Raw genomic sequence first — 21293 nt, 5'->3', positions numbered from 1 at the left:
GCTTTCAAAATAAGGTATTGTTAATAATAAGTAGCAGTACCTTATTGATTTTATATCCTATTAAATATTAGTTTTTAGGATTATAATATATATATATTTTGCTTAATGAAATAATTAATTAATACTAGCAATATATTAAATAGTTAATATGCTTATTTAAATGAAATAGTAAAAGTAGAAGCATGGATTATTTAAAATATATAGATAGGAAAGAACTTTAATGAAGAAAAAAATAATTATTAAAGAATCTGTTAGAGGAATAATAGAATATGTCTTGAAAACTGGTAGTTTAGATGATAGATATATGGGGAAAAGTAGAGCTTTAGAAGGTACATTGGCACATCAAAAGCTACAGAGCAGTAATGAGGATATATATAGTCAGTATCAGAAAGAAGTAAGAATGGAACATGCCTTCGAAATTGAAGATATAACATTATTAGTAGAAGGAAGAGCTGATGGTATTATTATAGAAGATACTAATATTTACATAGAAGAAATAAAATCCACAATGAAATCACTTATATTTATAGAGGAAGATTATAATGAATTACATTGGGCTCAAGGTAAATTTTATGCATATATATATTCTATTCAAAATAAATTAGAAGAAATAAGCGTAAGATTAAGTTATTTTAATATAGAAACTGAAGAAGTAAAAAGCTTTGATAAGAGATTTAAATTTAATGAATTAGAAGAGTATATTGATTTTATAATAAATGAATATAAGAAATGGATATTATTAAAGTCTAAATTAAATAGTCTAAGAAATGAATCTATAAAAACATTAAAATTTCCCTTTGATAATTATCGAAAAGGTCAAAAGGAGTTAGCAGTTACTTGTTTTAATACAATAAAGGAAAATGCTGTGCTATTTGCTCAGGCACCTACAGGAATAGGTAAAACAATATCTACTATATTTCCTGCCGTGAAATCTTTAGGAGAAGATAGAGGAGAAAGAATAGTATATTTAACTGCTAAAACAATAACTAGGACGGTAGCAGAAGAGGCAGTGAATAAATTAAAGGATAATGGACTTAAATGCAGAAATATTACATTAACATCTAAGGAAAAAATATGCTTTAAAGATAAAACTAATTGCAATCCAGAGAATTGTGAATATGCAGTAGATTACTATGATAAAGTAAATAATATTATATTTGATATGCTGGGAAAAGAAGATGATTTTACGAGAGGAAAAATCGAAGAATATGCGAGAGATAATAAAGTATGCCCCTTTGAGTTATCATTAGATTTGAGTTTATGGTGTGACATAATAATATGTGATTATAATTACGCTTTTGATCCTAGGGCTAAACTGAAACGCTTTTTTGAGGAAGATGTTGATAAAAATATATTACTTGTGGATGAAGGTCATAACCTTGTGGATAGAGCTAGAAATATGTTCAGTGCGGAAATTTATAAGGGTAAGATAATGCAAGCAAGTAAACTTATAAAGGGTAAAGTACCTAACTTATATAAGGTACTAAATTCTATTAATAAGGAATTAATAGAAATACGAAGGGAAGTTCAAGAAATTGAAAGTAATAGTATTTATAAAAAAGAGCAGTATAAAGATTTATATAAATTGCTGAGAATATTTTTAAAGGAATGTGATGAATACCTTATAAAGTCTGTAAATACAGAAGGCTATGATGAAATAAGAGATTTATATTTTGAAGTAAGAAGTTTCATATCAATTTCAGAACTATATAGCGATGAATACGTAACTTTAGTAGAAGTTACTAAGAATGATGTTAAGGTTAAGTTGTTTTGTGTTAATCCATCTAAGAATTTATCTAAAGTCGTACAGGGAAGTTATTCTACTACAATTTTTTCGGCAACACTAACACCAATTAATTATTATATAGATTTGCTTGGGGGCAATGAAAAGAGCTATAGAATGAAATTACCATCACCATTTAAAAAGGAAAATTTAAAAATCTATGGTCATCCGCTTAATATGAGGTTTAAGCAAAGGGAAAATAATATTGATAATCTATGTGAATTGATTTACAAATTTGCAAATGAACAAATTGGTAATTACATGGTGTTTTTACCTTCTTATCAATATTTAAAGCAGATATATCAAAGATACATAGAGTTATATGGTGATAATAATACTATTTGTCAGGATGAAGTCTTAACTGAATCTCAAAAGGAGGATTTCATAAATAAGTTTCAAGATGGTGCAAATATACTAGCTTTTTGTGTTATAGGAGGAATTTTTTCTGAGGGGATAGATTTGCCAGGGAATAGGCTAATAGGAAGTATAATAGTTGGAGTAGGATTTCCTAAAATATCTAACGAAGGAGACATAATAAAAGATTATTATGAGGAAAAGGGATTTGATTATGCATATATATATCCAGGAATAAATAAAGTAATGCAAGCTGCTGGAAGAGTTATAAGGACTGAAACAGATAAGGGGAGAATATTACTCATAGATGATAGATATTTTACTTTAAAGTATAAGAATTTACTTCCAAAAGAGTGGGATATAATTAAATAAAATAATAAAGGGAGAGTATAAATGAGAGTTATTGATTTAAGTCACACTATAAATAAGAATATGACTACATATACAAAAGATGAGAAACCTGAAATATATAATATAGCTACAATTGAAAAAGATGGATTCAATGAGAAACTCTTGAGACTATGTACGCATACAGGAACTCATATAGATGCACCAAGTCATATGATTAACAAAGGAAAAACCATTGAAGAATTTAATATAAGTGAATTTATAGGAATAGCATTTATGATTGATATTTCTAATATTAAGGAAGTAAAGATTAGTGATTTAATTCAATATGAAGAAAAATTGAGAAATTGTGATTTCTTAATATTAAAAACAGGATGGGAGAATTATTGGGGAACCCAAAATTATTTTAATGACTTTCCAAGCCTAACAGAAGAGGCAGCTAAATGGATTTGTGATTTTAGTTTAAGAGGTATAGGAATAGATGCTATTTCAATTGATAAATTTGATAGTATAGATTTTGAAATACACAATGTTGTGTTATCTAGAGGTAAACTCATAATTGAGAATCTAACGAATTTGGATAATATAAATGCTGATGAATTTACTTTAGTGGCTACTCCGTTAAAGATAGAAGATGGAGATGCTTCACCTGTTAGGGCAATCGCATTAACGAATTAATGTTTAAAAAGTACAAATACAATTATAATTTAATTGTAAAATTAGAAATATAGGAAATATCGATAACAGTTATTAAGTATATACCTGTTATCGATATTTTATATTTAATATGAATTAATATAAGTTTCGGTTCTATAAATTAAAGGTTAGTTTATAAAATTGATAGTTATATAGTTAGCTAAAGATTATTTTATACATAAGTTGTAACTAGCAGTAAAGGATTCTCCAACACTAAGTTTTTGAATTCCCTCCTTATCTTTAAACTCTCCATCAAAATTATCAAAATCTGAGTGCCCATACCAAGGCTCTATACAAACAAAAGGAGCTCCTGTTGGTTTAGTCCATATAGCTAAATAAGGAAAACCTGAAAAATCCATAGATAAACTTTTATTATGATTCTTAGATTTTAAACTTATTATATTTGAATCTAAATCACCAAAAACTATAGCATCATCTTTAAATAAATCTAAAGATAAGTTTATAATACTTTCATTATTAAAAAATGGTTTTTTAATACCTGTGAAGTAGCCAGAGTTACCGTTAAGTTCCATTGAATCAGAATTTTCTTTCTTGTTGAACTCAAAGTAATAATCTTCAAATTTTTCTCCGTCCATTAATGGGCACATAAATGCAGGATGTCCACCAATTGAGAAGTAGATATCTTTGTTATCAAGATTTGTAACATTATAACCAACCTTAACTCCATTATCTAAAAGTTCATATGAAAGCTTTAAAGAAAACTTATATGGATATACTTTTAATGTATCTTCAGACCATAAAAGTTCAAATACAATATGATTATTGTCTTTTTCAATCATATTAAATTCTCTAGTCCTTGCTAGACCATGTTGTGGTAATTCATATTTTTTATTATCAACAGTATATTCTCCATTTTTAACTTTTCCAACTATAGGGAATAATATTGGAGAATGATACTTCCAATACTCTGCATTTCCATTCCATAAGTATTCAATTGAATCTTTTTTGCTAATTAAGTTATTAAGTTCTCCACCAAAGGTATCAGCAGAAATTTTTATGTTTTCATTTTCTAATATATAATTCATCATAACACCCTTTCCATTTTAAATAGTTTACATAGAAATTATACTATATTGGAAGTTTTTTAGAAAGAAATAGATAGCTTTGCTTATATATTTTAAATTATTGTAGTATTATATATAAAGTAACAAAAATAAGATAGAATATTATAAATTAATATATTTAATAAATTTGATATATAATATAAAATATTAAATAATAAATAATGTGGTGGTTTAATGAGTAAGGATAAGAATGAGAATAAGAGGTCTGTTATAGATAGCATAATATATTTCATTGTAAAAATTAATAATGATGATATATTTGCTTTAGGGGCTCAACTTGCATATTATTTGATATTAGCTTTTTTCCCATTTTTAATATTTTTATTAACATTAATAGGATTTAGTAGATTAAATTCAGTAGATATTTTAGATGGATTAAGGGCTATATTGCCAAATAATGTTTTTACTTTGGTAGATACTACAGTAATTGAGATAGTAGATACTCAAAATGCAGGCTTATTAGGAGCATCTATTGCTATTACAATGTGGTCTGCATCCTCAGGATTCAGAGCTGTAATAAAGGGCGTTAATAAGGCTTATGATATTAGGGAACATAGATCTTTTATAAAAAGAGCATTTATAGCAATATTTTTTACATTAGCTTTAGCGTTAATAATAATGTTAACTTTAGCTATGTTAGTATTTGGAGAAGTAATAGGTAAATATTTAATATCAGTATTTCCATTTCATAATATAATAAAGAATATATGGAATATAAGCAGGTATATAATAGTAATACTTGCGATGATATGGATATTTGCATGTATATATAGATACACTCCAGCTAAAAAGATTCCTTGGAGAGAGGTTTTTCCAGGTGCTATCGTAGTTACTTTGGGATGGATAATAGTTTCGTTAGCATTTTCATATTATATTAATAATATAGCTAATTATTCTAGATTATATGGAAGTTTAGGAGCAGTATTTATATTAATGACTTGGCTCTATATTACATCAATGATATTAATTCTAGGAGCTGAAATAAATTCAGTTTTATCAATAACAAAAATAAAGTAGTTTCAAAAGTTAAGAATCTAAATGGTTTCTTAACTTTTAACTTAGAATAAAATATTTACTTAAAATGAATAATATTTTGTTTATTTTTGTATAGAAAAATACTAAGTGGATATACTCAAAGAAGAAATATTCAGGAGGTGCAAAAATGAATAAAATAGTTTTATTAGGAAAATTAATAAAGGACCCTGAACTTAGAGCATTAGAGGGAAGCGATAAAGTATTTACTAGATTTATAATTGCTGTAGATAGAAATTTTAAGGCGCAAGATGGCACAAGAAAGGCAGATTTAATCCCAGTTACAGTTTGGGGAAGAAAAGCAGAGGTAGTCTGTCAATATATGAGGAAAGGAAGTTATATAAGTTTAAGTGGAAGATTAAGAACTGGAAGCTATGAAGATAAGGACGGAAATAAAAAATATATAGCAGAAGTTGTTGCAGAAGATTTTAAATTCGTAGGAAATAGAAGGATTGATAAAGAATTAGAACAAACCGAGAATTTAGATAACTTTGCAAATTAAAGCTTAAAATATAAATTAAAATAAATAGTGTAAAAGGGTAAGCAATAAAATAGAGCTTACCCTTTTACATTTAGTATGGTACTTCAAATTAAAATTTATATTGTACCTTTACTTAATACAGTTGACTTATCTTCTTCATTTTGAATTCCATTTATTATTTTAACTGAAGAAGATATATCACCAATTAGTATTCCGCCTACAAGTTTATTGTTAGCAAAGAATAGTTTCGAATATTTATTATTAGCATTATCAACATAACCTATTTTTTCTAAAGTAGGATCATCGAAGTTTATAGTTCCAGCAGAGAATATTTGAGTATTCATTGCTGCAAAGACTGTTGATGAAACAAATTTTTCGAATTTAATATTATCACCAGTAGCATTAGCACCAGCAACTTTTCCCATCTCTATTGCAGCTGGCCAGTTTCCATAATAAACTCCATCTAGTTCAGCTACATCACCACAAGCATAAATATCTTCTACGTTTGTTTGCATATATTGGTCTACAACAATACCTCTATTACATTCAATTCCTACAGGTTGAGCTAAGAAGATATTAGATCTAACTCCAACTGAGTATATAATAGTATCTACATCAATTATCTTTCCACTCTTTAGTTGAATTGATTTAACTCCAGTTTCATCTGCATTTATGAAATCAACAGCTTCTCCTAATAGTACATTGACTGAAGTTTTATTAACTAAGCTTTCAAATAAATTAGAGCCTTCTGTGTCTAATTGACGAGGAAGCATTCTTTCTGCTAACTCAACTACTGTAACATTAATATCACGTTTTTGAATCTCCCAAGCAGCTTCTAATCCTAATAATCCACCACCAATAACAACAACATTTTTTGAATTTGGTAATTCATTTTTTAGGTTTTCTACATCAGATAGTTTTTTGATTGTATGAATTCCCTTAATAGTAGTATAAGTCCAAGAATTTATTTCTACGTCTGAATCATTTAATTTAACTTTAGTTGGAGGAACAAAGTTGTAGCTACCGTTTGCTAAAACTAGTTTATCATAACGAATTCCTTGTTTATTATCTAATTTTATTGTTTTTGTTTCTTTATCTATGCTATCTACATTAGCTCCAAGAATTTCAATTATATTATTTTCTTTATACCAATTCTCTTTTGCAAGATAGAAAGTATCATCAATTTCTTCTGTTATTAAATCAGAAAGTTGAGTTCTAACATATGAATGTTCTGGTTCATTTGATATAAGCTTAATAATAGCACTAGAATTTCTTTCTTTTATAGCTTTCGCAGCATAGAACCCTGCAGCACCATTACCTATGATTACGTAGGTCTCTTCTGTATCAATTGAGTAATTTGTTTCTTCCCTATTAATTTCAATAAATTGATCGCTTCCAGCTCCGCATACAGGACAAATTTCAGGAACTGTTTCAGATTCGAAGATTTCTCCGCAAATTACGCATTTCCATAGCTTTAGGCCACCTTCTGTAGGAATTTCTTCTACAGTTGTTTTAGTCTTTGTCATAGGTGTAAAAGTCTTCTTACCTACAATAATTTCTCCAAATCCTAATCCGAAATCATAAGCTTCTTTTAATTCATCATCTGATGGTTTGAAATTTATTTTTAGGCTAGGTCCATAAAGTTTCATATTTAATTCTTTAAATCTTGCTTCCATCCTAGGGATAGCTTCGCCACTCCAACCGTATGATCCAAATGCAGCGGCTAATTTTCCACCGTGAACAATTGGATTTAATTTTGAAAGTATATCACGAATTGGCTCAAGTAATTCACCAACTATAGTAGGTGAACCGCATAATAATCCGTCAGATTCTCCTATACTGTTAATTATATCACCCATTTCATGATGTATAACGTTGAATAATCTAACTTCAATATTTCCAGCAGCTTCTATACCTTTAGCTATTTCTTTAGCTAATGTTTCAGTGTAGCCATATGCTGAAACATAAGGGATTGTAACAATTTTCTTTCCATCTTCAGCTGGACTTGCAGGAGTACTCCACTCTCTATAAGTTTCAACTATTTTCATTGGTTCCTCAACTAGAACTGGACCATGTCCTGGTAAAATCATATCAATTTTTAAGTTTTCAATTTTATTAATAGCTTTTAATACATATGGCTTATATGGTCCAAAAATACAATCGAAGTAGTATTTTAGTGCTTCCATATAATGATCTTTATTTTCAACTTTACTATTTATTATTGCTTCGGATGAATAGTGAGATCCAAATGAATCACAAGTTATTAAAATTTCATCTTCAGGAACATAAGTGTAGATTGAATCTGGCCAATGTAGGAATGGAGCTGAAATAAATTGTAAAGTTTTATTTCCTAAACTTAAAGTATCTCCATCTCCAACTGTTATAGATTCAAAATCTCTATTTGCAATTTTTTTCATGAATTTAATTGCGGGAGCGGAACCTACTACTTTAGCATTTGGTGAAATTTCTAACAACTTAGCAACTGATCCAGCATGATCAGGCTCTGTATGGTCAACGACAATATAGTCAATATTAGAAATATCTATATCTAAATCTCTTAATCTTTCTATATATTCATCAAAAAACTCAGCCTTTACAGTTTCAAATACAGCAGTCTTTTCACTACCTTTAACTACGTATGAGTTATAGCTTGTTCCATAAGGTGTGTACATAATAATATCAAAAATTCTCAAATTTGGGTCAAGAGCTCCAACCCAGTGTATATCCTTTTTAAGCTCTAAAGATTTCATAAATCAACACCTGCCTTAAAATTAATATTATATAATAATAACTATCACAAAAATTATTATATGTCTAATTATTAACAATATCAATAACTATTTAAAATATTTATTATAAATTTACATTTTATATTCTTACATTATATAAAATATTTTTTTTATATTTAAATACTAGCATTAAATATATTTTAACAATAATAAGCTAATATTATTACTAAATCAGCAATATAACTATAAATTAGATAAACCGAATAATGGGAAAAGACCAAATTCGACAAACGATAAACGATATTTTTAGACAAATATTTTATTTAACTTAATAAATTGTGGATATTTTAAAATTGTTGAGAAAATAATGTAAAAATTTAGAGGAATATTTTGCAAACACGACAAACAATGTTTGACATTGTTTTGATATTATCTATGTTATGTTTTTAATGTAATAGTTAATTGTTCTATTTAGTAGCTTATGAAGGGGGAAATGAAATGTATATTGTTGATAGCTTGTATAATGTTATAAAAAGTGAAGAAAAAGAAAGTAGATATGCTTATAGGATGATAAGTGAGGATTTTTATGGTGGACAAGCTTTTGGTATAGAAGCGGAAAGGCAAGATTTAATAGAAGGAAATGTAATAAATATAGAAAGGGATGAAATTAAGAAGATTTCAAATATAGAAGAAAAAGTTAAAGATCTTCTTAGTTTGATACATGATAATCAAGTATCTCCAATACACCTTGTTGACATATTAGGAGAATATGTTGATGAATATGTATCAGATTTTAATTTGTAATTTTAAAGTAACAGTAAAAATCATATAAAATCTAATATTTATAGTAAAATATAATTAGAGGTGATTTTTATGATAATTGGAATAGGAACGGATATAATTGAAATAAATAGAATAGAAAGAGCTGTAGAAAAGACAAATGGTTTTTTAGAAAGGGTATTTACAAATAAAGAAATAGAAATGTTTAAAGAAAGAAACATGAGGGCAGAAGTAATTGCAGGAAATTTCGCAGCTAAAGAAGCAATAAGCAAATCATTTGGCACAGGCATAAGGGGGTTCTCGTTAAGAGAAATAGAGGTTTTAAGAGATGAGTTAGGGAAACCAGTAGTATTTTTAAGTGATAATATAGATAAATTAATAGGAAAAGAATATAAATTGAATTTATCAATATCACATAATAATACATCAGCAATAGCTTTTGCTATTTTGGAGGAATCATAATGTATATAATGTCAACAAATAAATGTAAAAAAGTAGATAAATATACTATAGATGAGATTGGTATACCAAGCATAGTTCTCATGGAAAATGCAGCAAATGAAGTAGTAAATAAGGTGATTAATTTAAGGGGAAAATTTATTGTTTTTTGTGGAAACGGAAATAATGGTGGGGATGGATTGGCCATTGCAAGAAAATTAATTTTAAATAACAAAGATGTTCATGTAGTTATTATAAGTAGAAATAGCAAATATTCTAAGGATTTTTCTATTAATCTAAATATTTTAAAACAAATTACTACTAATATTACTTATGTATCTACTGATGAAGATATTAAAAGTTTAATACCTATAATTAGTAATTACAACATCACGATAGATTGTATTTTTGGAGTAGGATTAAACAGAAATTTAGATTCTTTTTATATAAAATTAATTAATATTATAAATGAATGTTCTGATATGAAAGTTAGTATTGATGTTCCTTCAGGGTTAAATGCAGATAGTGGGGAGATAATGGGAGCATCTATAGAAGCTGATATAACTTATACATTTGAAGTGGTAAAAAGGGGATTTATTGAATATAAAGCATTAAGTTATTTAGGGGAACTTAATGTATTAAATATAGGTATCCCAGAGTATGTAAAGAGAGTGAATTCGGAAAATATATTTATTTTAAATAGGGATCAATATTCAAAGTTATTGAAAAAGAGAAGTTTATATGGTCATAAAGGAAAGTACGGAAAAATTGCGATTTTAGCAGGTAGTAAGGGATATACAGGAGCAGCATATATAGTTACTGAATCATGCGTTAAATCAGGAGCTGGGTTAACAACTTTAGTATCTTCAAAATATGTACAAGATAAATTAAGTTGTAAGTTGATTGAAGCGATGACTTTAGATATAGAGGAGGTTGATAAGGTAAAAAAAATATTGAATGATTCTGATGTAATTGCAATTGGCCCTGGCATGACTGAAGAAAAAGTATATAAGGATATATTGAGTGATATAGGGAGTTATGGGGATAAGTTTTTCGTAGTTGATGTAGGTGCACTTCAATTAATGTCAAGAGATAAGAATATTATGAATGTTTTAAAGGGGAAAGCGATATTTACTCCACATCCGGGAGAAATGGCAAGGATTATAGGGAAATCTATATCTTTTGTTGAGGATAATAGAATAGAGGTAGCTAAGAGATATGCAAAGGAAAATGAGATTATAGTTGTATTGAAGGGATATAATACTGTAATCACAGATGGTAATGATGTTTACATAAATAATTCAGGTAATAGTAAGATGGCTTCAGGGGGGATGGGGGATTGTCTAACTGGAATTATTTCAGCCTTAATAGGGCAGAGACATTCACTTATAAATTCAGCCTTACTTGGCACATATATACATGGATTAGCAGGAGAATTTGCATCTCATGAAAAATATTGTACAGTAGCATCTGAAGTTATAGAAAATATATCTAAAGTTATGAATTATATAGTTGGTTAAGGATTAAAGTATGAATAAAATCTGATTAAAGCTAATATTAGTAATTATAAATAGTAAAGCTTTAGGAGGATTTATGAAAAAGAAATTATTATTAATACTTATGGTATGTATACCTTTTATATCAATTATTTTAGTAATATTATTTAGAGCTACAGCAGAACCAACTAATGAGGAGATAATAAAATCATTAAAAGAAATAGAATGCTATAGTACAAGAGTAGAATATATAGTGAAAAATGCTAGAGGAGAAGAGAGAGAGGAAACTACACAATATTATTTAAAAGATATTGGTGGAAGAATTGATTTTGGGGAAGATAGATCAAAAATATATAAAGATAATAAAGTTATAGTGAAAGATAGTATTTCAAATAAAGAATATGCTATGGAAGATGATATGGATGAGATACATTCATTAGCCTTTTTAAATAAATTATTATCATATCCCATCGATGAAAATGGAATTAAAGAGGGACAAGAAGAATGGGGAGATACAGCTTATATAGAGTTTACATGTGAAGTGTTTTTAAAAAATGATCATTTAGATAAAATTAAAATTTTTATTGATAAACAAGAAAAAACTCCAATAGGAGCTATTATTTATGATAAGGATGGAAAAGACAGAATAAGAATTGTATATAGAGATTTTGAAAAATTAAAGCAATTAGAAAGCGGATTGCTAGAGTAAATAAAATAAAAATAACCAGTTCAATATTTAAATTTGATATTAGTACACGTTAAGAAGTTAAAGAAAATGGAGTACATAAGTATAAAAAATAGTTTTCACATTAAGAAAAAATAAAAAGCCAGGTAGATAAAAATCAAACAAATATAAAAAAGGGAAGAAAATAATAAGTATAATATAAATATAATATTTCTCTTTTAATAAGCTATAAAAATACAAAAAAATATAAAAATAGAAAATTAATCAAAAAAAGTGAAACATAAGTTTTGACAAAGTGACATAATTTGCAATATAATTTATTCATACATAGATTTTTACTACCTGGAGGCAAATTATGTCTAAAAATGTTAAAAACCTACATTTTATAAAAAATGCAGTTAAAATTAAAAAAAATAGTCAATTTATTGAATGTAATTTAATAGAATATAATGAAAATCAATTTAATATGGAATTTTTAAAATTAATGAAAGCTGGCTATGAAGAGATGGCAAAAATTAATTTGGAGCTTTCACAACTTCCTTTCGAGTGCGGATGTGCAGATATTAATGAATATGAGAACTGGCTTTGCGGAGTGTGATATTTCTAATGACGACTATGGTAGTAAAAAGAGGGGATATTTTTTATGCAGATTTAAGTCCTGTTATTGGTTCAGAGCAAGGTGGAATTAGACCAGTTATAATAATTCAAAATGATATAGGTAATAAGTATAGTCCAACAGTTATAGTAGCAGCTATAACATCACAGATTAATAAGGCAAAGTTACCTACTCATGTTGAAATTTCTTCAGAAGAATATGGATTAAATAGAGATTCTGTTGTTTTATTAGAGCAGGTAAGGACTTTGGATAAAAAAAGATTAAAAGAAAAAATAGGGCATATGACAGATGCTGACATGAAAAAAGTTAATAAAGCTTTATTAATTAGTTTAAATCTTGCATAAAGTTTTATTTATTATAAAAGAGTATATTAAATACTTAAGGAACCCACAATGGGTTTCTTTTATTTTTATATAAAAAAGAATAAAGTGATATACTATATGGCAATAGTATATCACTTTTAGCGAAAATATATATCTTCCTATAAAAAATAGAATAAATAGTATATACAAAAGAATTATATTATGCTAAAATAATTTTAGAAAATATAGCACAATATAGTTACAGGTAAATTAAAATCTTAGGAGGATATAAAATGATTAAAAATGTTGAAGAATTAAGGTCATTAGCTAAAACTGTACGTGGAGATATAGTTTCAATGTTGACAGAATCATGTTCAGGGCATCCAGGTGGTTCATTATCAGCGGCAGATATACTAACTACATTATTTTTTGGAGAAATGAACATAGATCCGAAAAATCCTAAGGATGCAGAAAGAGATAGATTTGTTTTATCTAAAGGTCATGCAGCTCCTGTTTTATATAGTGTATTGGCGAGAAGAGGATATTTTCCTGTTGAGGAGTTAAATACTTTAAGAAAGATTGGATCAAGATTACAAGGACACCCAAGTATGAAATGCTTACCTGGAGTAGATATGTCTACTGGATCATTAGGTCAAGGTATTTCAGTAGCTGTAGGAATGTCTTTAGCCGGAAAGATAGATAATAAAAATTATAGAGTTTATACACTTTTAGGCGATGGAGAGCTTGAGGAAGGTCAAGTTTGGGAAGCTGCTATGTCAGCAGCTCATTACAAGTTAGATAATTTAACTGCATTTATTGATTTTAATGGATTACAAATAGATGGAGATATAACAAAAGTTATGAATCCTTCACCAATAGATAAAAAGTTCGAAGCTTTTGGTTGGAATGTTTTGGTTATAGATGGTCATGATATAGATGAAATACTTAATGCAATAGAAAAAGCTAAAAATTGCAAAGGGAAGCCAACTGTAGTTGTATGTAAGACAATAAAAGGAAAAGGTGTTTCATTTATGGAGAATCAAGCAGCATGGCATGGAACAGCACCAAGTAAAGAACAATGTGAGCAAGCACTAGCAGAAATTGGAGGTAACAATTAATGAGTAAGAAGATTGCAACAAGAGAAGCTTATGGAAAAGCGTTAGCATCATTAGCAAACGTAAATGAAAATATAGTAGTTTTAGATGCAGATCTTTCGAAATCTACAAAAACTGCAGATTTTAAAGCTGTTTGCGAAGAAAGATTTTTTAATATGGGAATAGCAGAAGGAAATATGATGGGAGTTGCTGCAGGTTTGTCTACTTGTGGTAAAGTACCTTATGTGAGCACTTTTGCTATGTTTGCAGCAGGAAGAGCATTTGAGCAAATTAGAAACTCTATTTGTTACCCAAAGTTAAATGTTAAAATATGTGCAACTCATGCTGGATTAACAGTAGGAGAAGACGGGGCATCTCATCAAGCTATAGAAGATTTAGCTTTAATGAGAAGTATTCCTAATATGACTGTAATATGCCCTGCAGATGCTGTAGAAACTGAAGCAGCTATTAAGGCAATTTCAGAATATGATGGGCCATGTTATGTTAGATTGGGAAGAGCAGCAGTGAATGTTATAAATGATGAAAAAACTTATGAATTTAAAATAGGAAAAGGTGTAACATTAACTGAAGGAAATGACGTGACAATAGTTGCAACAGGAATAATGGTAGATGTTGCATTAGAAGCAAAGGAAGAATTAAAAAAAGAAGGAATTAATGCAAGGGTAGTGAATATTCATACATTAAAGCCTATAGATAGAGAAATATTAGTTAAGGCTGCAAAAGAAACAGGTGCTATAGTTACTGTTGAAGAGCATAGCATAATTGGAGGTCTTGGCTCAGCAGTATCAGAAATAATAACAGAAGAAATTCCAGTACCAGTATTAAAGGTTGGAGTAAATGATGTATTTGGAGAAAGTGGATTGCCAAACCAATTATTAGAGAAATATGGATTGACAGCTACTAATGTTGCAGAAAAAGCTAAAAAAGCAATTTCTTTAAAAAAATAATAAGCTTACTATAATAATTTAAAATAGATCACTAAAAATAGCTATATTTACCACTAAAGCTGTAGAATTATCTACAGCTTTTTATTTTAAATTTTAAATTACAATTAATAAAATTAGTAATATAATAGTAAATGAAGTTTATTTAATTATTGTAAGAAAATATTAATATAAGGTTTGGATAGAAAATAATAAAATGAGGAAAAATAATAAAAATTCTCTAAGAAAGGGGGATATATATGAATGATAAAATAAAAGAATATGTATTAATATTGCTAGGGGTATTCTTAGTTGCACTATCTTTAGAATATTTCTTTATACCTAACAATATTGCAGCAGGGGGGCTAACAGGTCTTGCAATAGTAATAAATTATTATATACCAGCTATATCAACTGGGCCTTTAGTATTTATTATGGATTTGTTGTTGTTTGTTGTTGGGTTTATTTTTCTTGGAAAAAATTTTGGAGTAAAGACTATAGTTTCAAGTTTTAGTTTAGCGGGAATGATGACTATAATTGAAAAATTCTTTAATCCTCAAGCTATAACAAATGATTTAATGTTAGCTTCAATATTTGGAACTTTAATTACTGCAATAGGTATGGCTATAGTATTTAATGCTAATGCATCAACTGGAGGTACAGATACAATAGCTAAGATACTAAATAAATTTTTTCACATTGATATAGGTAAGTCTTTATTAGCTGTAGATTTTATAGTAACCTTATTGGGGGCTATTACTTTTGGTATAAATATAGGGTTATATGGACTTCTTTCAGTAATAATTAATGGAATTGCAATTGATAAGGTGATTGAAGGATTCCATGCATGTAAAGAAGTAACGATTATAAGTAGTAAGCATAAAGATATTGCAAAGTTTATAATGAATGACTTAGAAAGAGGATGCACATATTTAAAAGGTGTTGGTGGCTTTACAGAAAAAGATATTTACGTTTTATATGCAGTTTTAGGAAGAAGCGAGTTTATAAAATTGAAGCAATACATAGGAAAAGTAGATGAAAAAGCATTCATAACAGTTGGTGAAGTTCATGAGGTTATGGGAGAAGGTTTTAAAAATATACAATAATAGTTGAGGATGGGACTATTTATTTAGGAGGAGAAGGACAGGACGTATGAAAAAATTAAAAGAATATATTTTATCTACAATAGGAGTAGCAATAGTTGCTTTTGGACTAGAATATTTTTTCTTTCCACTCGATATAGCAGCAGGTGGAGTTTCAGGTTTAGCTTTAGCTATAAACCAATTAATAGATATTAATCCAAGTATATTAGTTCTTATATTTAATTTTATTTTATTTGCTCTTGCATTTTTCTTAATTGGGGGATCTTTTGGAGCAAAGAGTATATATGCGACCATAATGATGTCAGTAATAATGTGGTTTTTTGAAGCGTTTTTTGAGCCAAAAGCAATAACAGATAATTTGTTTTTAGCTTGTGTGTTTGGTTCAGCAGTATTAGCGTTTGGAACAGCAATTACTTTTTATCAAGATGCCTCAACAGGTGGAACTAGTATAATAGCTAAAATTATTAATAAGTTTTTTCATTTACCAATAGGGCAAGGATTATTATTAGCTGATTGTACAGTAACTTTGCTGGCTATATATTCATTTGGTGTAGAAAAGGGGTTATTCGGACTTTTAAGTGCAATATTAATAGGAATATTGGTTGATAAATTTATCGCTGGATTAAATCCTGTTAAGCAAGTATTTATAATTACAAATAAGGAAAAGTTAGTTGTAGATTTTATAAATAATGATATTGATAGAGGATGTACAATATTAGTGGGGAAAGGTGGATATACAAAAGAGAATATGACGGTAGTGTATACTGTATTATCATCAAAGCAATTTATAACTCTAAAGCAATTTATAAAAAATAACAACCCAGAAGCATTCTTAACGGTAAGTGAATCAACGGAAGCACTAGGTAAAGGCTTTGCAGATTATTAAGAATTAATGAAAATTTTGAAGAAAACTGAATAAATATAAGTTTTCTTAGCTATAAAATCATAAAAAAAGTTTTTCCTTAGACTTTGTTATGCTATAATAACGCTATGGGTTTAACAACTTTAAAATAATACGCTGATGCGAGGTGTTGTGAAATGATAGAATTTAAGAATGTATCTAAGCTATATGATAATAATGTTAAGGCTTTAGCAGATGTAAATATAAATATAGAGTCAGGTGAATTTGTATTTTTAGTTGGACCTTCAGGAGCAGGGAAATCAACTTTTATTAAAATGTTAATTAAAGAAACTGATCCAACAGTTGGTGATATAACAGTTGCAGGAAAAAAGCTTTCAACAATAACAAGAAGGCAAGTGCCTTATTATAGAAGAAAGATAGGTATGGTTTTTCAGGATTTTAGATTGATACCTACATTAAATGTATATGAAAATGTTGCTTTTGCAATGAGAGTTGTAGAAGCCTCTCAGAAGGAAATTAGAAAGAGGGTTCCTATGGTACTATCTCTTGTTGGGCTTTCTCATAAGTATAAAATGTTTCCAAATGAATTATCAGGGGGAGAACAGCAAAGAGTTGCATTAGCAAGGGCAATAGTTAATAATCCATCAGTTTTGATATGTGATGAACCAACAGGTAATTTAGATCCAGAAACTGCTAAAGAAATAATGGATTTATTAGAGGATATAAATAGAGCTGGTACAACCATATTAATGGCAACTCATGCTAAAGATATAGTTGATAATATGAAGAAGAGAGTTATTGCTATAGAAAAAGGATGTATAGCAAGAGATACCAAGAGGGGGATGTACGAAAATGAAGATTAATACATTAAAGTACTTTTTTATAGACGCTTTAAAAAGTCTTAAAAGAAATAGAACATTAAGTATAGCAGCAATGATTACTGTACTAATAACATTCTTTATATTTGGTACATTTACTTTATTAGGGTTAAACTTTAATAAGGCAATAGAAGATGTTGCGTCAAAGGTTGAAATTAAGGTTTTCTTAAAAGATGATATAAAGTTATTGGATCAAAGAGAAATAGAAATGAAACTAAATGAACAAGAAGGAGCTAAAGAAGTAATATACGAATCTAGAGAAGAAGCTTTTATAAATTTTAAAGAAAGCTTAAAAGATAATCCAGGATTATTACAAGGATATGATTTACAAAATAATCCACTTCCAAGTTCATTTATAGTAAAACTAGAAGATCCTGAATATGCGAATGGTATTAGTAATGCTGTAAAAGATATGAGTGGTGTAGAAAATATATCAAATCAACAAGATATGATAAATACTATAAGCAAATTTGTTGGTGGGGTTAGGGTAGCTGGTTTAGTATTATTTGCTGTATTTATAGGGGTATCTATATTCCTAATAACTAATACAACAAAAATTACAGTATATTCAAGAAGAAAAGAAGTTGGAATAATGAAGTTTGTAGGAGCTACTGACTGGTTTATAAGATGGCCATTTATAATTGAAGGGATGATAATTGGGACAATTGGTTCATTACTTTCAAGCTTATTATTATATGTATTATATAAATGGGCTTATGGATACATAGTATCAAATATGTTCTTAGTTACATTGGTTTCTCCAGTGTTCGTACTTGGAACATTAACTTGGGTATTCCTTTTAGGTGGGATGATAGTTGGAGCTATAGGAAGTATAGTTGCATTAAGAAAATTCTTAGATGTATAAAATATTAAATAAAAAGAGAAAATAATTGATATAATTTAAGTGGAGTTTATCTCCACTTAAAACATATTTAAAGGAATCTAGGAGTATAGATAATGTATATATAAGTTAAGAGAATTTTATGAAAGGAAGTATTAGGATATGGAGGATAATAACAGTAGAAGAAGAAGCAATAAATTTAAAAAGCCACTAATTATAGTAGGAATAGTTATAATATTTTTATTTTCAAATGTAATGTTTTTCTATATGGGAAATGTATTTGCATTTAATGGATTAAGTTTAAAAAATGTAAGTGAAGATGTTGCAAAAGATTTAACTGACATCAAAGATGTGAAAAAATATGATTTATTGTTTCAAGTAAGGGATGCACTTCTTGCAAAATATGATGGAGAAATAGATGATAATTCTCTTTTAGAAGCTGCAATTAAAGGTATGACACAGTCACTAAAAGATCCATATACAGTATTTATGAATGCAGATGAATATAAGTCATTTGTAGAGCAAAGTGAAGGTCATTTTGTAGGAATAGGAGCTCAGCTTGGAATTAAAGACGATAAAGTAACAGTTGTCGCACCAATAGAAGGTTCACCTGCAGAAGTTGCAGGATTAAAAAGTGGAGATGTTATATTAAAAGTTGATGGTACAGATATAACAGAACCAAATGTAGAGAAAACAATATCTATGATAAAAGGTGAACAAGGAAATCCAGTAACATTAACAGTTGCTAGAGCAAACTCAAAAGACCTTGACATAACAATAGTTAGAGATGTAATTAAAGTAGTTTCAGTTAGAGGCGAAATAATAGATGAAAATATAGGATATATACAAATATCTTCTTTTGATGAGGATGTAGCAAAGAACTTTAAAGAAAAGATAGTTGAACTAAAAGGTAAAGGTATGAAGGGGATTATTCTGGATTTAAGAGGAAATCCAGGTGGTTTCTTAGGAGAGGCAGTTAACGTAGCTTCACAATTTATACCAAAAGGAGAAGTTGTAACTTATACTATAGATAAATACGGTAATAAACAAGAATCAAAATCTATAGGTGGAGAAGCAGAAGGTGTGCCTTTAGTAATATTAATAGATGGAGGTAGTGCATCAGCATCAGAAGTAGTTACTGGAGCATTAAGAGATTATGGTGCTGGAACTATAATTGGAACAACAAGTTTTGGTAAAGGTGTAGTTCAACAGCTAATAGAATTTAAAGACGGAAATGGTGGATTAAAAGTAACAACTTCAAAATATTATACTCCTAATGGAGAAAATATACACAAGATTGGAATAAAGCCTGATATTGAAGTGACAATTCCAGAAGAAATTTTATCAAAGGAATATGATAGAAGTATAGACCCACAATTTAATAAAGCAGTAGAGGCAATGAAAGATAAGTTAAAATAGGAGGCTCACAGATGGAGTTAGTACTATATACATTAAGAACAGTAGCATATGCCATAATTGAGCCAATGCACATAGTGATGCTAGTAGTTTTAGGAGTAATGTTCTATTTAAAGAACAAAAGAATAACAATAATGCAGAAGATGACTATTGGGGAGAGTATTAACTCCCCTTTAGAACTTACTTTATCACAAATTTCTTTAGGGATAATAGGTGGGGCTATAGTAAGTCTAATTATGAGTAGTTTAGGAATAATATTTAATGAGAATTCTGGGATAGAAATAATGTTTATGATATCAATTTTATTACTATTTATAAAAAAGAGATTTATATGTTTTTCTTATTCTGGAGCAGTCTTAGGAATAATAAGTATTTTATCGGGAATTTTAGCTAATGTAACCAATACTGAATCATATATCAATGTAAACATATTATCACTTATGACATTCGTTGGAATTATGCATGTAGTTGAAGGATTATTAGTTATTTTTGATGGTAGTAGAGGTGCTATACCTGTCTTCTCTAATAGAGACGATAAAATAGTAGGTGGATTTGCATATAATAGATATTGGGCTTTACCAGTGGCTATATTTATAGCTTTTTCAGGAAGTATTTCAAGTGTTACAACATCAGCTGTGGATACTCCAAATTGGTGGCCGATAATAAATAGGGCAGAAACATTATTGATTTTAAGTACTGCTATAATAGGGGCAATACCTTTATATGGAGTTATAGGTTATAATTCTGTATCATTCACTAAAGATAAAATCAAAAAGCCTATTTATTCAGGAATTGGAATATTAATTTACGGAGTCTTATTAACTTTAATAGCACAAGTTTCACAGTTTGGGGTAATTGGACAAATTATTGTCATAGTATTTGCACCATTAGGTCATGAAATAATGATTAAAATTCAAAATAAAATTGAAGAGGCTGGAAAATATCTTTATGTAACAGATAATGATGGAGTTTCTGTATTAGAAGTAGCACCAACTTCACCTGCTTATGAGGCTGGTATAAGAAGAGGGGATAAAATAATAGAAATTAATAATATGAAGACAGTTTCAGAAGTAGAAATATTTAAAATAGTTAGAGATAGCATCCAAAATGTTTCGGTTAAAATTAGAAAAATTTCCGGGGAAATAGTCGATTTAACTATAATACCGAAGAATAAGAGGTTAGGATTGCTTCTTGTGCCGAAAATGGTTAAAGTAGATGATACATTAAGTGTAGATAATAATGATTTTAAAAAAGTATTAGAGCAAATGAAGAGAAAGCGATAAGCTTTCTTTTTATTTAATAAAAAGATTATTATTGATTGTATAAGGCA

The 21293-nt window shown here is 28.5% G+C and carries 20 protein-coding genes; 18 read left to right on the top strand and 2 right to left on the bottom strand.

Annotation, left to right across the window (positions count from 1 at the left end; all coding sequences use genetic code 11):
* Positions 1 to 220: 220 nt before the first annotated feature.
* Both NSA50_RS14590 and NSA50_RS14585 read left to right on the top strand, forming a co-directional pair.
* A complete protein-coding gene (locus NSA50_RS14590) occupies positions 221 to 2509 on the top strand; it encodes an ATP-dependent DNA helicase (RefSeq protein WP_195430634.1) in 2289 nt (762 codons plus the stop codon).
* Positions 2510 to 2530: 21 nt separating this feature from the next.
* Positions 2531 to 3163, top strand: coding sequence for a cyclase family protein (locus NSA50_RS14585; protein ID WP_195264454.1), 633 nt, complete (start codon positions 2531 to 2533; stop codon positions 3161 to 3163).
* Between the two features lie 185 nt (positions 3164 to 3348).
* Here NSA50_RS14585 and NSA50_RS14580 read toward each other — a convergent pair whose 3' ends face one another.
* A complete protein-coding gene (locus NSA50_RS14580) occupies positions 3349 to 4227 on the bottom strand; it encodes an aldose 1-epimerase family protein (RefSeq protein WP_257446193.1) in 879 nt (292 codons plus the stop codon).
* 213 nt (positions 4228 to 4440) lie between these two features.
* Here NSA50_RS14580 and NSA50_RS14575 point away from each other — a divergent pair, with 213 nt between their 5' ends.
* Together NSA50_RS14575 and NSA50_RS14570 are read left to right on the top strand one after the other, a co-directional pair.
* Positions 4441 to 5283 (top strand): YihY/virulence factor BrkB family protein, encoded by an 843-nt coding sequence (locus tag NSA50_RS14575; protein WP_195264453.1) that lies wholly within the window; start codon positions 4441 to 4443, stop codon positions 5281 to 5283.
* Between the two features lie 145 nt (positions 5284 to 5428).
* Entirely contained in the window at positions 5429 to 5800 is a 372-nt protein-coding gene (locus NSA50_RS14570; RefSeq protein ID WP_195430639.1) for a single-stranded DNA-binding protein, read from the top strand.
* A 95-nt stretch (positions 5801 to 5895) separates the two neighbouring features.
* Here NSA50_RS14570 and NSA50_RS14565 read toward each other — a convergent pair whose 3' ends face one another.
* Positions 5896 to 8529 carry an FAD-dependent oxidoreductase gene (locus tag NSA50_RS14565; protein WP_257446164.1) on the bottom strand — a complete coding sequence of 878 codons (2634 nt, stop codon included), beginning with the start codon at positions 8527 to 8529 and terminating at the stop codon, positions 5896 to 5898.
* A 477-nt stretch (positions 8530 to 9006) separates the two neighbouring features.
* Here NSA50_RS14565 and NSA50_RS14560 point away from each other — a divergent pair, with 477 nt between their 5' ends.
* The 14 genes from NSA50_RS14560 to NSA50_RS14495 all read left to right on the top strand — a co-directional run bounded on the left by NSA50_RS14560 (position 9007) and on the right by NSA50_RS14495 (position 21246).
* Positions 9007 to 9312 (top strand): DUF6514 family protein, encoded by a 306-nt coding sequence (locus tag NSA50_RS14560; protein ID WP_195264450.1) that lies wholly within the window; start codon positions 9007 to 9009, stop codon positions 9310 to 9312.
* A gap of 69 nt (positions 9313 to 9381) precedes the next feature.
* Positions 9382 to 9750, top strand: coding sequence for a holo-ACP synthase (gene acpS / locus NSA50_RS14555; protein ID WP_195264449.1), 369 nt, complete (start codon positions 9382 to 9384; stop codon positions 9748 to 9750).
* Positions 9750 to 11246: an NAD(P)H-hydrate dehydratase gene (locus NSA50_RS14550; protein ID WP_257446159.1), complete on the top strand. Its 1497-nt coding sequence runs from the start codon at positions 9750 to 9752 to the stop codon at positions 11244 to 11246. Before acpS ends, NSA50_RS14550 begins: the two co-directional genes overlap by 1 nt.
* Before the next feature lie 73 nt (positions 11247 to 11319).
* The gene (locus NSA50_RS14545) at positions 11320 to 11931 is read left to right on the top strand and encodes a germination lipoprotein GerS-related protein (RefSeq protein ID WP_195264447.1); all 612 of its coding nucleotides are present in this window, start codon (positions 11320 to 11322) and stop codon (positions 11929 to 11931) included.
* Positions 11932 to 12262: 331 nt separating this feature from the next.
* Positions 12263 to 12505: a hypothetical protein gene (locus NSA50_RS14540; protein WP_195264446.1), complete on the top strand. Its 243-nt coding sequence runs from the start codon at positions 12263 to 12265 to the stop codon at positions 12503 to 12505.
* 8 nt (positions 12506 to 12513) lie between these two features.
* A complete protein-coding gene (locus NSA50_RS14535; RefSeq protein WP_035284811.1) occupies positions 12514 to 12867 on the top strand; it encodes a type II toxin-antitoxin system PemK/MazF family toxin in 354 nt (117 codons plus the stop codon).
* 251 nt (positions 12868 to 13118) lie between these two features.
* Entirely contained in the window at positions 13119 to 13943 is an 825-nt protein-coding gene (locus NSA50_RS14530) for a transketolase (RefSeq protein WP_257446151.1), read from the top strand.
* Positions 13943 to 14887 (top strand): transketolase family protein, encoded by a 945-nt coding sequence (locus NSA50_RS14525; protein ID WP_257446148.1) that lies wholly within the window; start codon positions 13943 to 13945, stop codon positions 14885 to 14887. The genes NSA50_RS14530 and NSA50_RS14525 overlap by 1 nt, the downstream gene beginning before the upstream one ends.
* A 236-nt stretch (positions 14888 to 15123) precedes the next feature.
* Positions 15124 to 15969 (top strand): YitT family protein, encoded by an 846-nt coding sequence (locus tag NSA50_RS14520; RefSeq protein WP_195264443.1) that lies wholly within the window; start codon positions 15124 to 15126, stop codon positions 15967 to 15969.
* A 46-nt stretch (positions 15970 to 16015) separates the two neighbouring features.
* The gene (locus tag NSA50_RS14515; protein ID WP_195264442.1) at positions 16016 to 16852 is read left to right on the top strand and encodes a YitT family protein; all 837 of its coding nucleotides are present in this window, start codon (positions 16016 to 16018) and stop codon (positions 16850 to 16852) included.
* Positions 16853 to 17004: 152 nt separating this feature from the next.
* Positions 17005 to 17691, top strand: coding sequence for a cell division ATP-binding protein FtsE (ftsE, locus tag NSA50_RS14510; RefSeq protein WP_195264441.1), 687 nt, complete (start codon positions 17005 to 17007; stop codon positions 17689 to 17691).
* Complete coding sequence (ftsX, locus tag NSA50_RS14505; RefSeq protein WP_195264440.1) at positions 17681 to 18571, top strand: permease-like cell division protein FtsX; 891 nt, start codon at positions 17681 to 17683, stop codon at positions 18569 to 18571. The genes ftsE and ftsX overlap by 11 nt, the downstream gene beginning before the upstream one ends.
* Positions 18572 to 18709: 138 nt before the next feature.
* Positions 18710 to 19966, top strand: coding sequence for a S41 family peptidase (locus NSA50_RS14500; protein WP_195264439.1), 1257 nt, complete (start codon positions 18710 to 18712; stop codon positions 19964 to 19966).
* Between the two features lie 11 nt (positions 19967 to 19977).
* Positions 19978 to 21246 carry a PDZ domain-containing protein gene (locus NSA50_RS14495; RefSeq protein WP_195430645.1) on the top strand — a complete coding sequence of 423 codons (1269 nt, stop codon included), beginning with the start codon at positions 19978 to 19980 and terminating at the stop codon, positions 21244 to 21246.
* The last annotated feature ends 47 nt before the right edge of the window (positions 21247 to 21293 follow it).

The organism is Clostridium mucosae (genome assembly GCF_024622765.1).
In the GTDB taxonomy this organism is placed as follows: Bacteria; Bacillota; Clostridia; order Clostridiales; family Clostridiaceae; genus Clostridium.
This window is presented reverse-complemented; position numbering and strand designations above follow the sequence as displayed.

What these genes read in the sequence shown, in the direction of transcription:
- NSA50_RS14500 (WP_195264439.1), top strand. Translation starts at nt 18,710, where the DNA reads ATGGAGGATAATAACAGTAGAAGAAGAAGCAATAAATTTAAAAAGCCA.
- acpS (WP_195264449.1), top strand. Translation starts at nt 9,382, where the DNA reads ATGATAATTGGAATAGGAACGGATATAATTGAAATAAATAGAATAGAA.
- NSA50_RS14550 (WP_257446159.1), top strand. Translation starts at nt 9,750, where the DNA reads ATGTATATAATGTCAACAAATAAATGTAAAAAAGTAGATAAATATACT.
- NSA50_RS14560 (WP_195264450.1), top strand. Translation starts at nt 9,007, where the DNA reads ATGTATATTGTTGATAGCTTGTATAATGTTATAAAAAGTGAAGAAAAA.
- NSA50_RS14520 (WP_195264443.1), top strand. Translation starts at nt 15,124, where the DNA reads ATGAATGATAAAATAAAAGAATATGTATTAATATTGCTAGGGGTATTC.
- NSA50_RS14590 (WP_195430634.1), top strand. Translation starts at nt 221, where the DNA reads ATGAAGAAAAAAATAATTATTAAAGAATCTGTTAGAGGAATAATAGAA.
- NSA50_RS14515 (WP_195264442.1), top strand. Translation starts at nt 16,016, where the DNA reads ATGAAAAAATTAAAAGAATATATTTTATCTACAATAGGAGTAGCAATA.
- NSA50_RS14525 (WP_257446148.1), top strand. Translation starts at nt 13,943, where the DNA reads ATGAGTAAGAAGATTGCAACAAGAGAAGCTTATGGAAAAGCGTTAGCA.
- NSA50_RS14575 (WP_195264453.1), top strand. Translation starts at nt 4,441, where the DNA reads ATGAGTAAGGATAAGAATGAGAATAAGAGGTCTGTTATAGATAGCATA.
- NSA50_RS14540 (WP_195264446.1), top strand. Translation starts at nt 12,263, where the DNA reads ATGTCTAAAAATGTTAAAAACCTACATTTTATAAAAAATGCAGTTAAA.
- ftsX (WP_195264440.1), top strand. Translation starts at nt 17,681, where the DNA reads ATGAAGATTAATACATTAAAGTACTTTTTTATAGACGCTTTAAAAAGT.
- ftsE (WP_195264441.1), top strand. Translation starts at nt 17,005, where the DNA reads ATGATAGAATTTAAGAATGTATCTAAGCTATATGATAATAATGTTAAG.
- NSA50_RS14530 (WP_257446151.1), top strand. Translation starts at nt 13,119, where the DNA reads ATGATTAAAAATGTTGAAGAATTAAGGTCATTAGCTAAAACTGTACGT.
- NSA50_RS14580 (WP_257446193.1), bottom strand. Translation starts at nt 4,227, where the DNA reads ATGAATTATATATTAGAAAATGAAAACATAAAAATTTCTGCTGATACC.
- NSA50_RS14585 (WP_195264454.1), top strand. Translation starts at nt 2,531, where the DNA reads ATGAGAGTTATTGATTTAAGTCACACTATAAATAAGAATATGACTACA.
- NSA50_RS14570 (WP_195430639.1), top strand. Translation starts at nt 5,429, where the DNA reads ATGAATAAAATAGTTTTATTAGGAAAATTAATAAAGGACCCTGAACTT.
- NSA50_RS14495 (WP_195430645.1), top strand. Translation starts at nt 19,978, where the DNA reads ATGGAGTTAGTACTATATACATTAAGAACAGTAGCATATGCCATAATT.
- NSA50_RS14565 (WP_257446164.1), bottom strand. Translation starts at nt 8,529, where the DNA reads ATGAAATCTTTAGAGCTTAAAAAGGATATACACTGGGTTGGAGCTCTT.
- NSA50_RS14545 (WP_195264447.1), top strand. Translation starts at nt 11,320, where the DNA reads ATGAAAAAGAAATTATTATTAATACTTATGGTATGTATACCTTTTATA.
- NSA50_RS14535 (WP_035284811.1), top strand. Translation starts at nt 12,514, where the DNA reads ATGACGACTATGGTAGTAAAAAGAGGGGATATTTTTTATGCAGATTTA.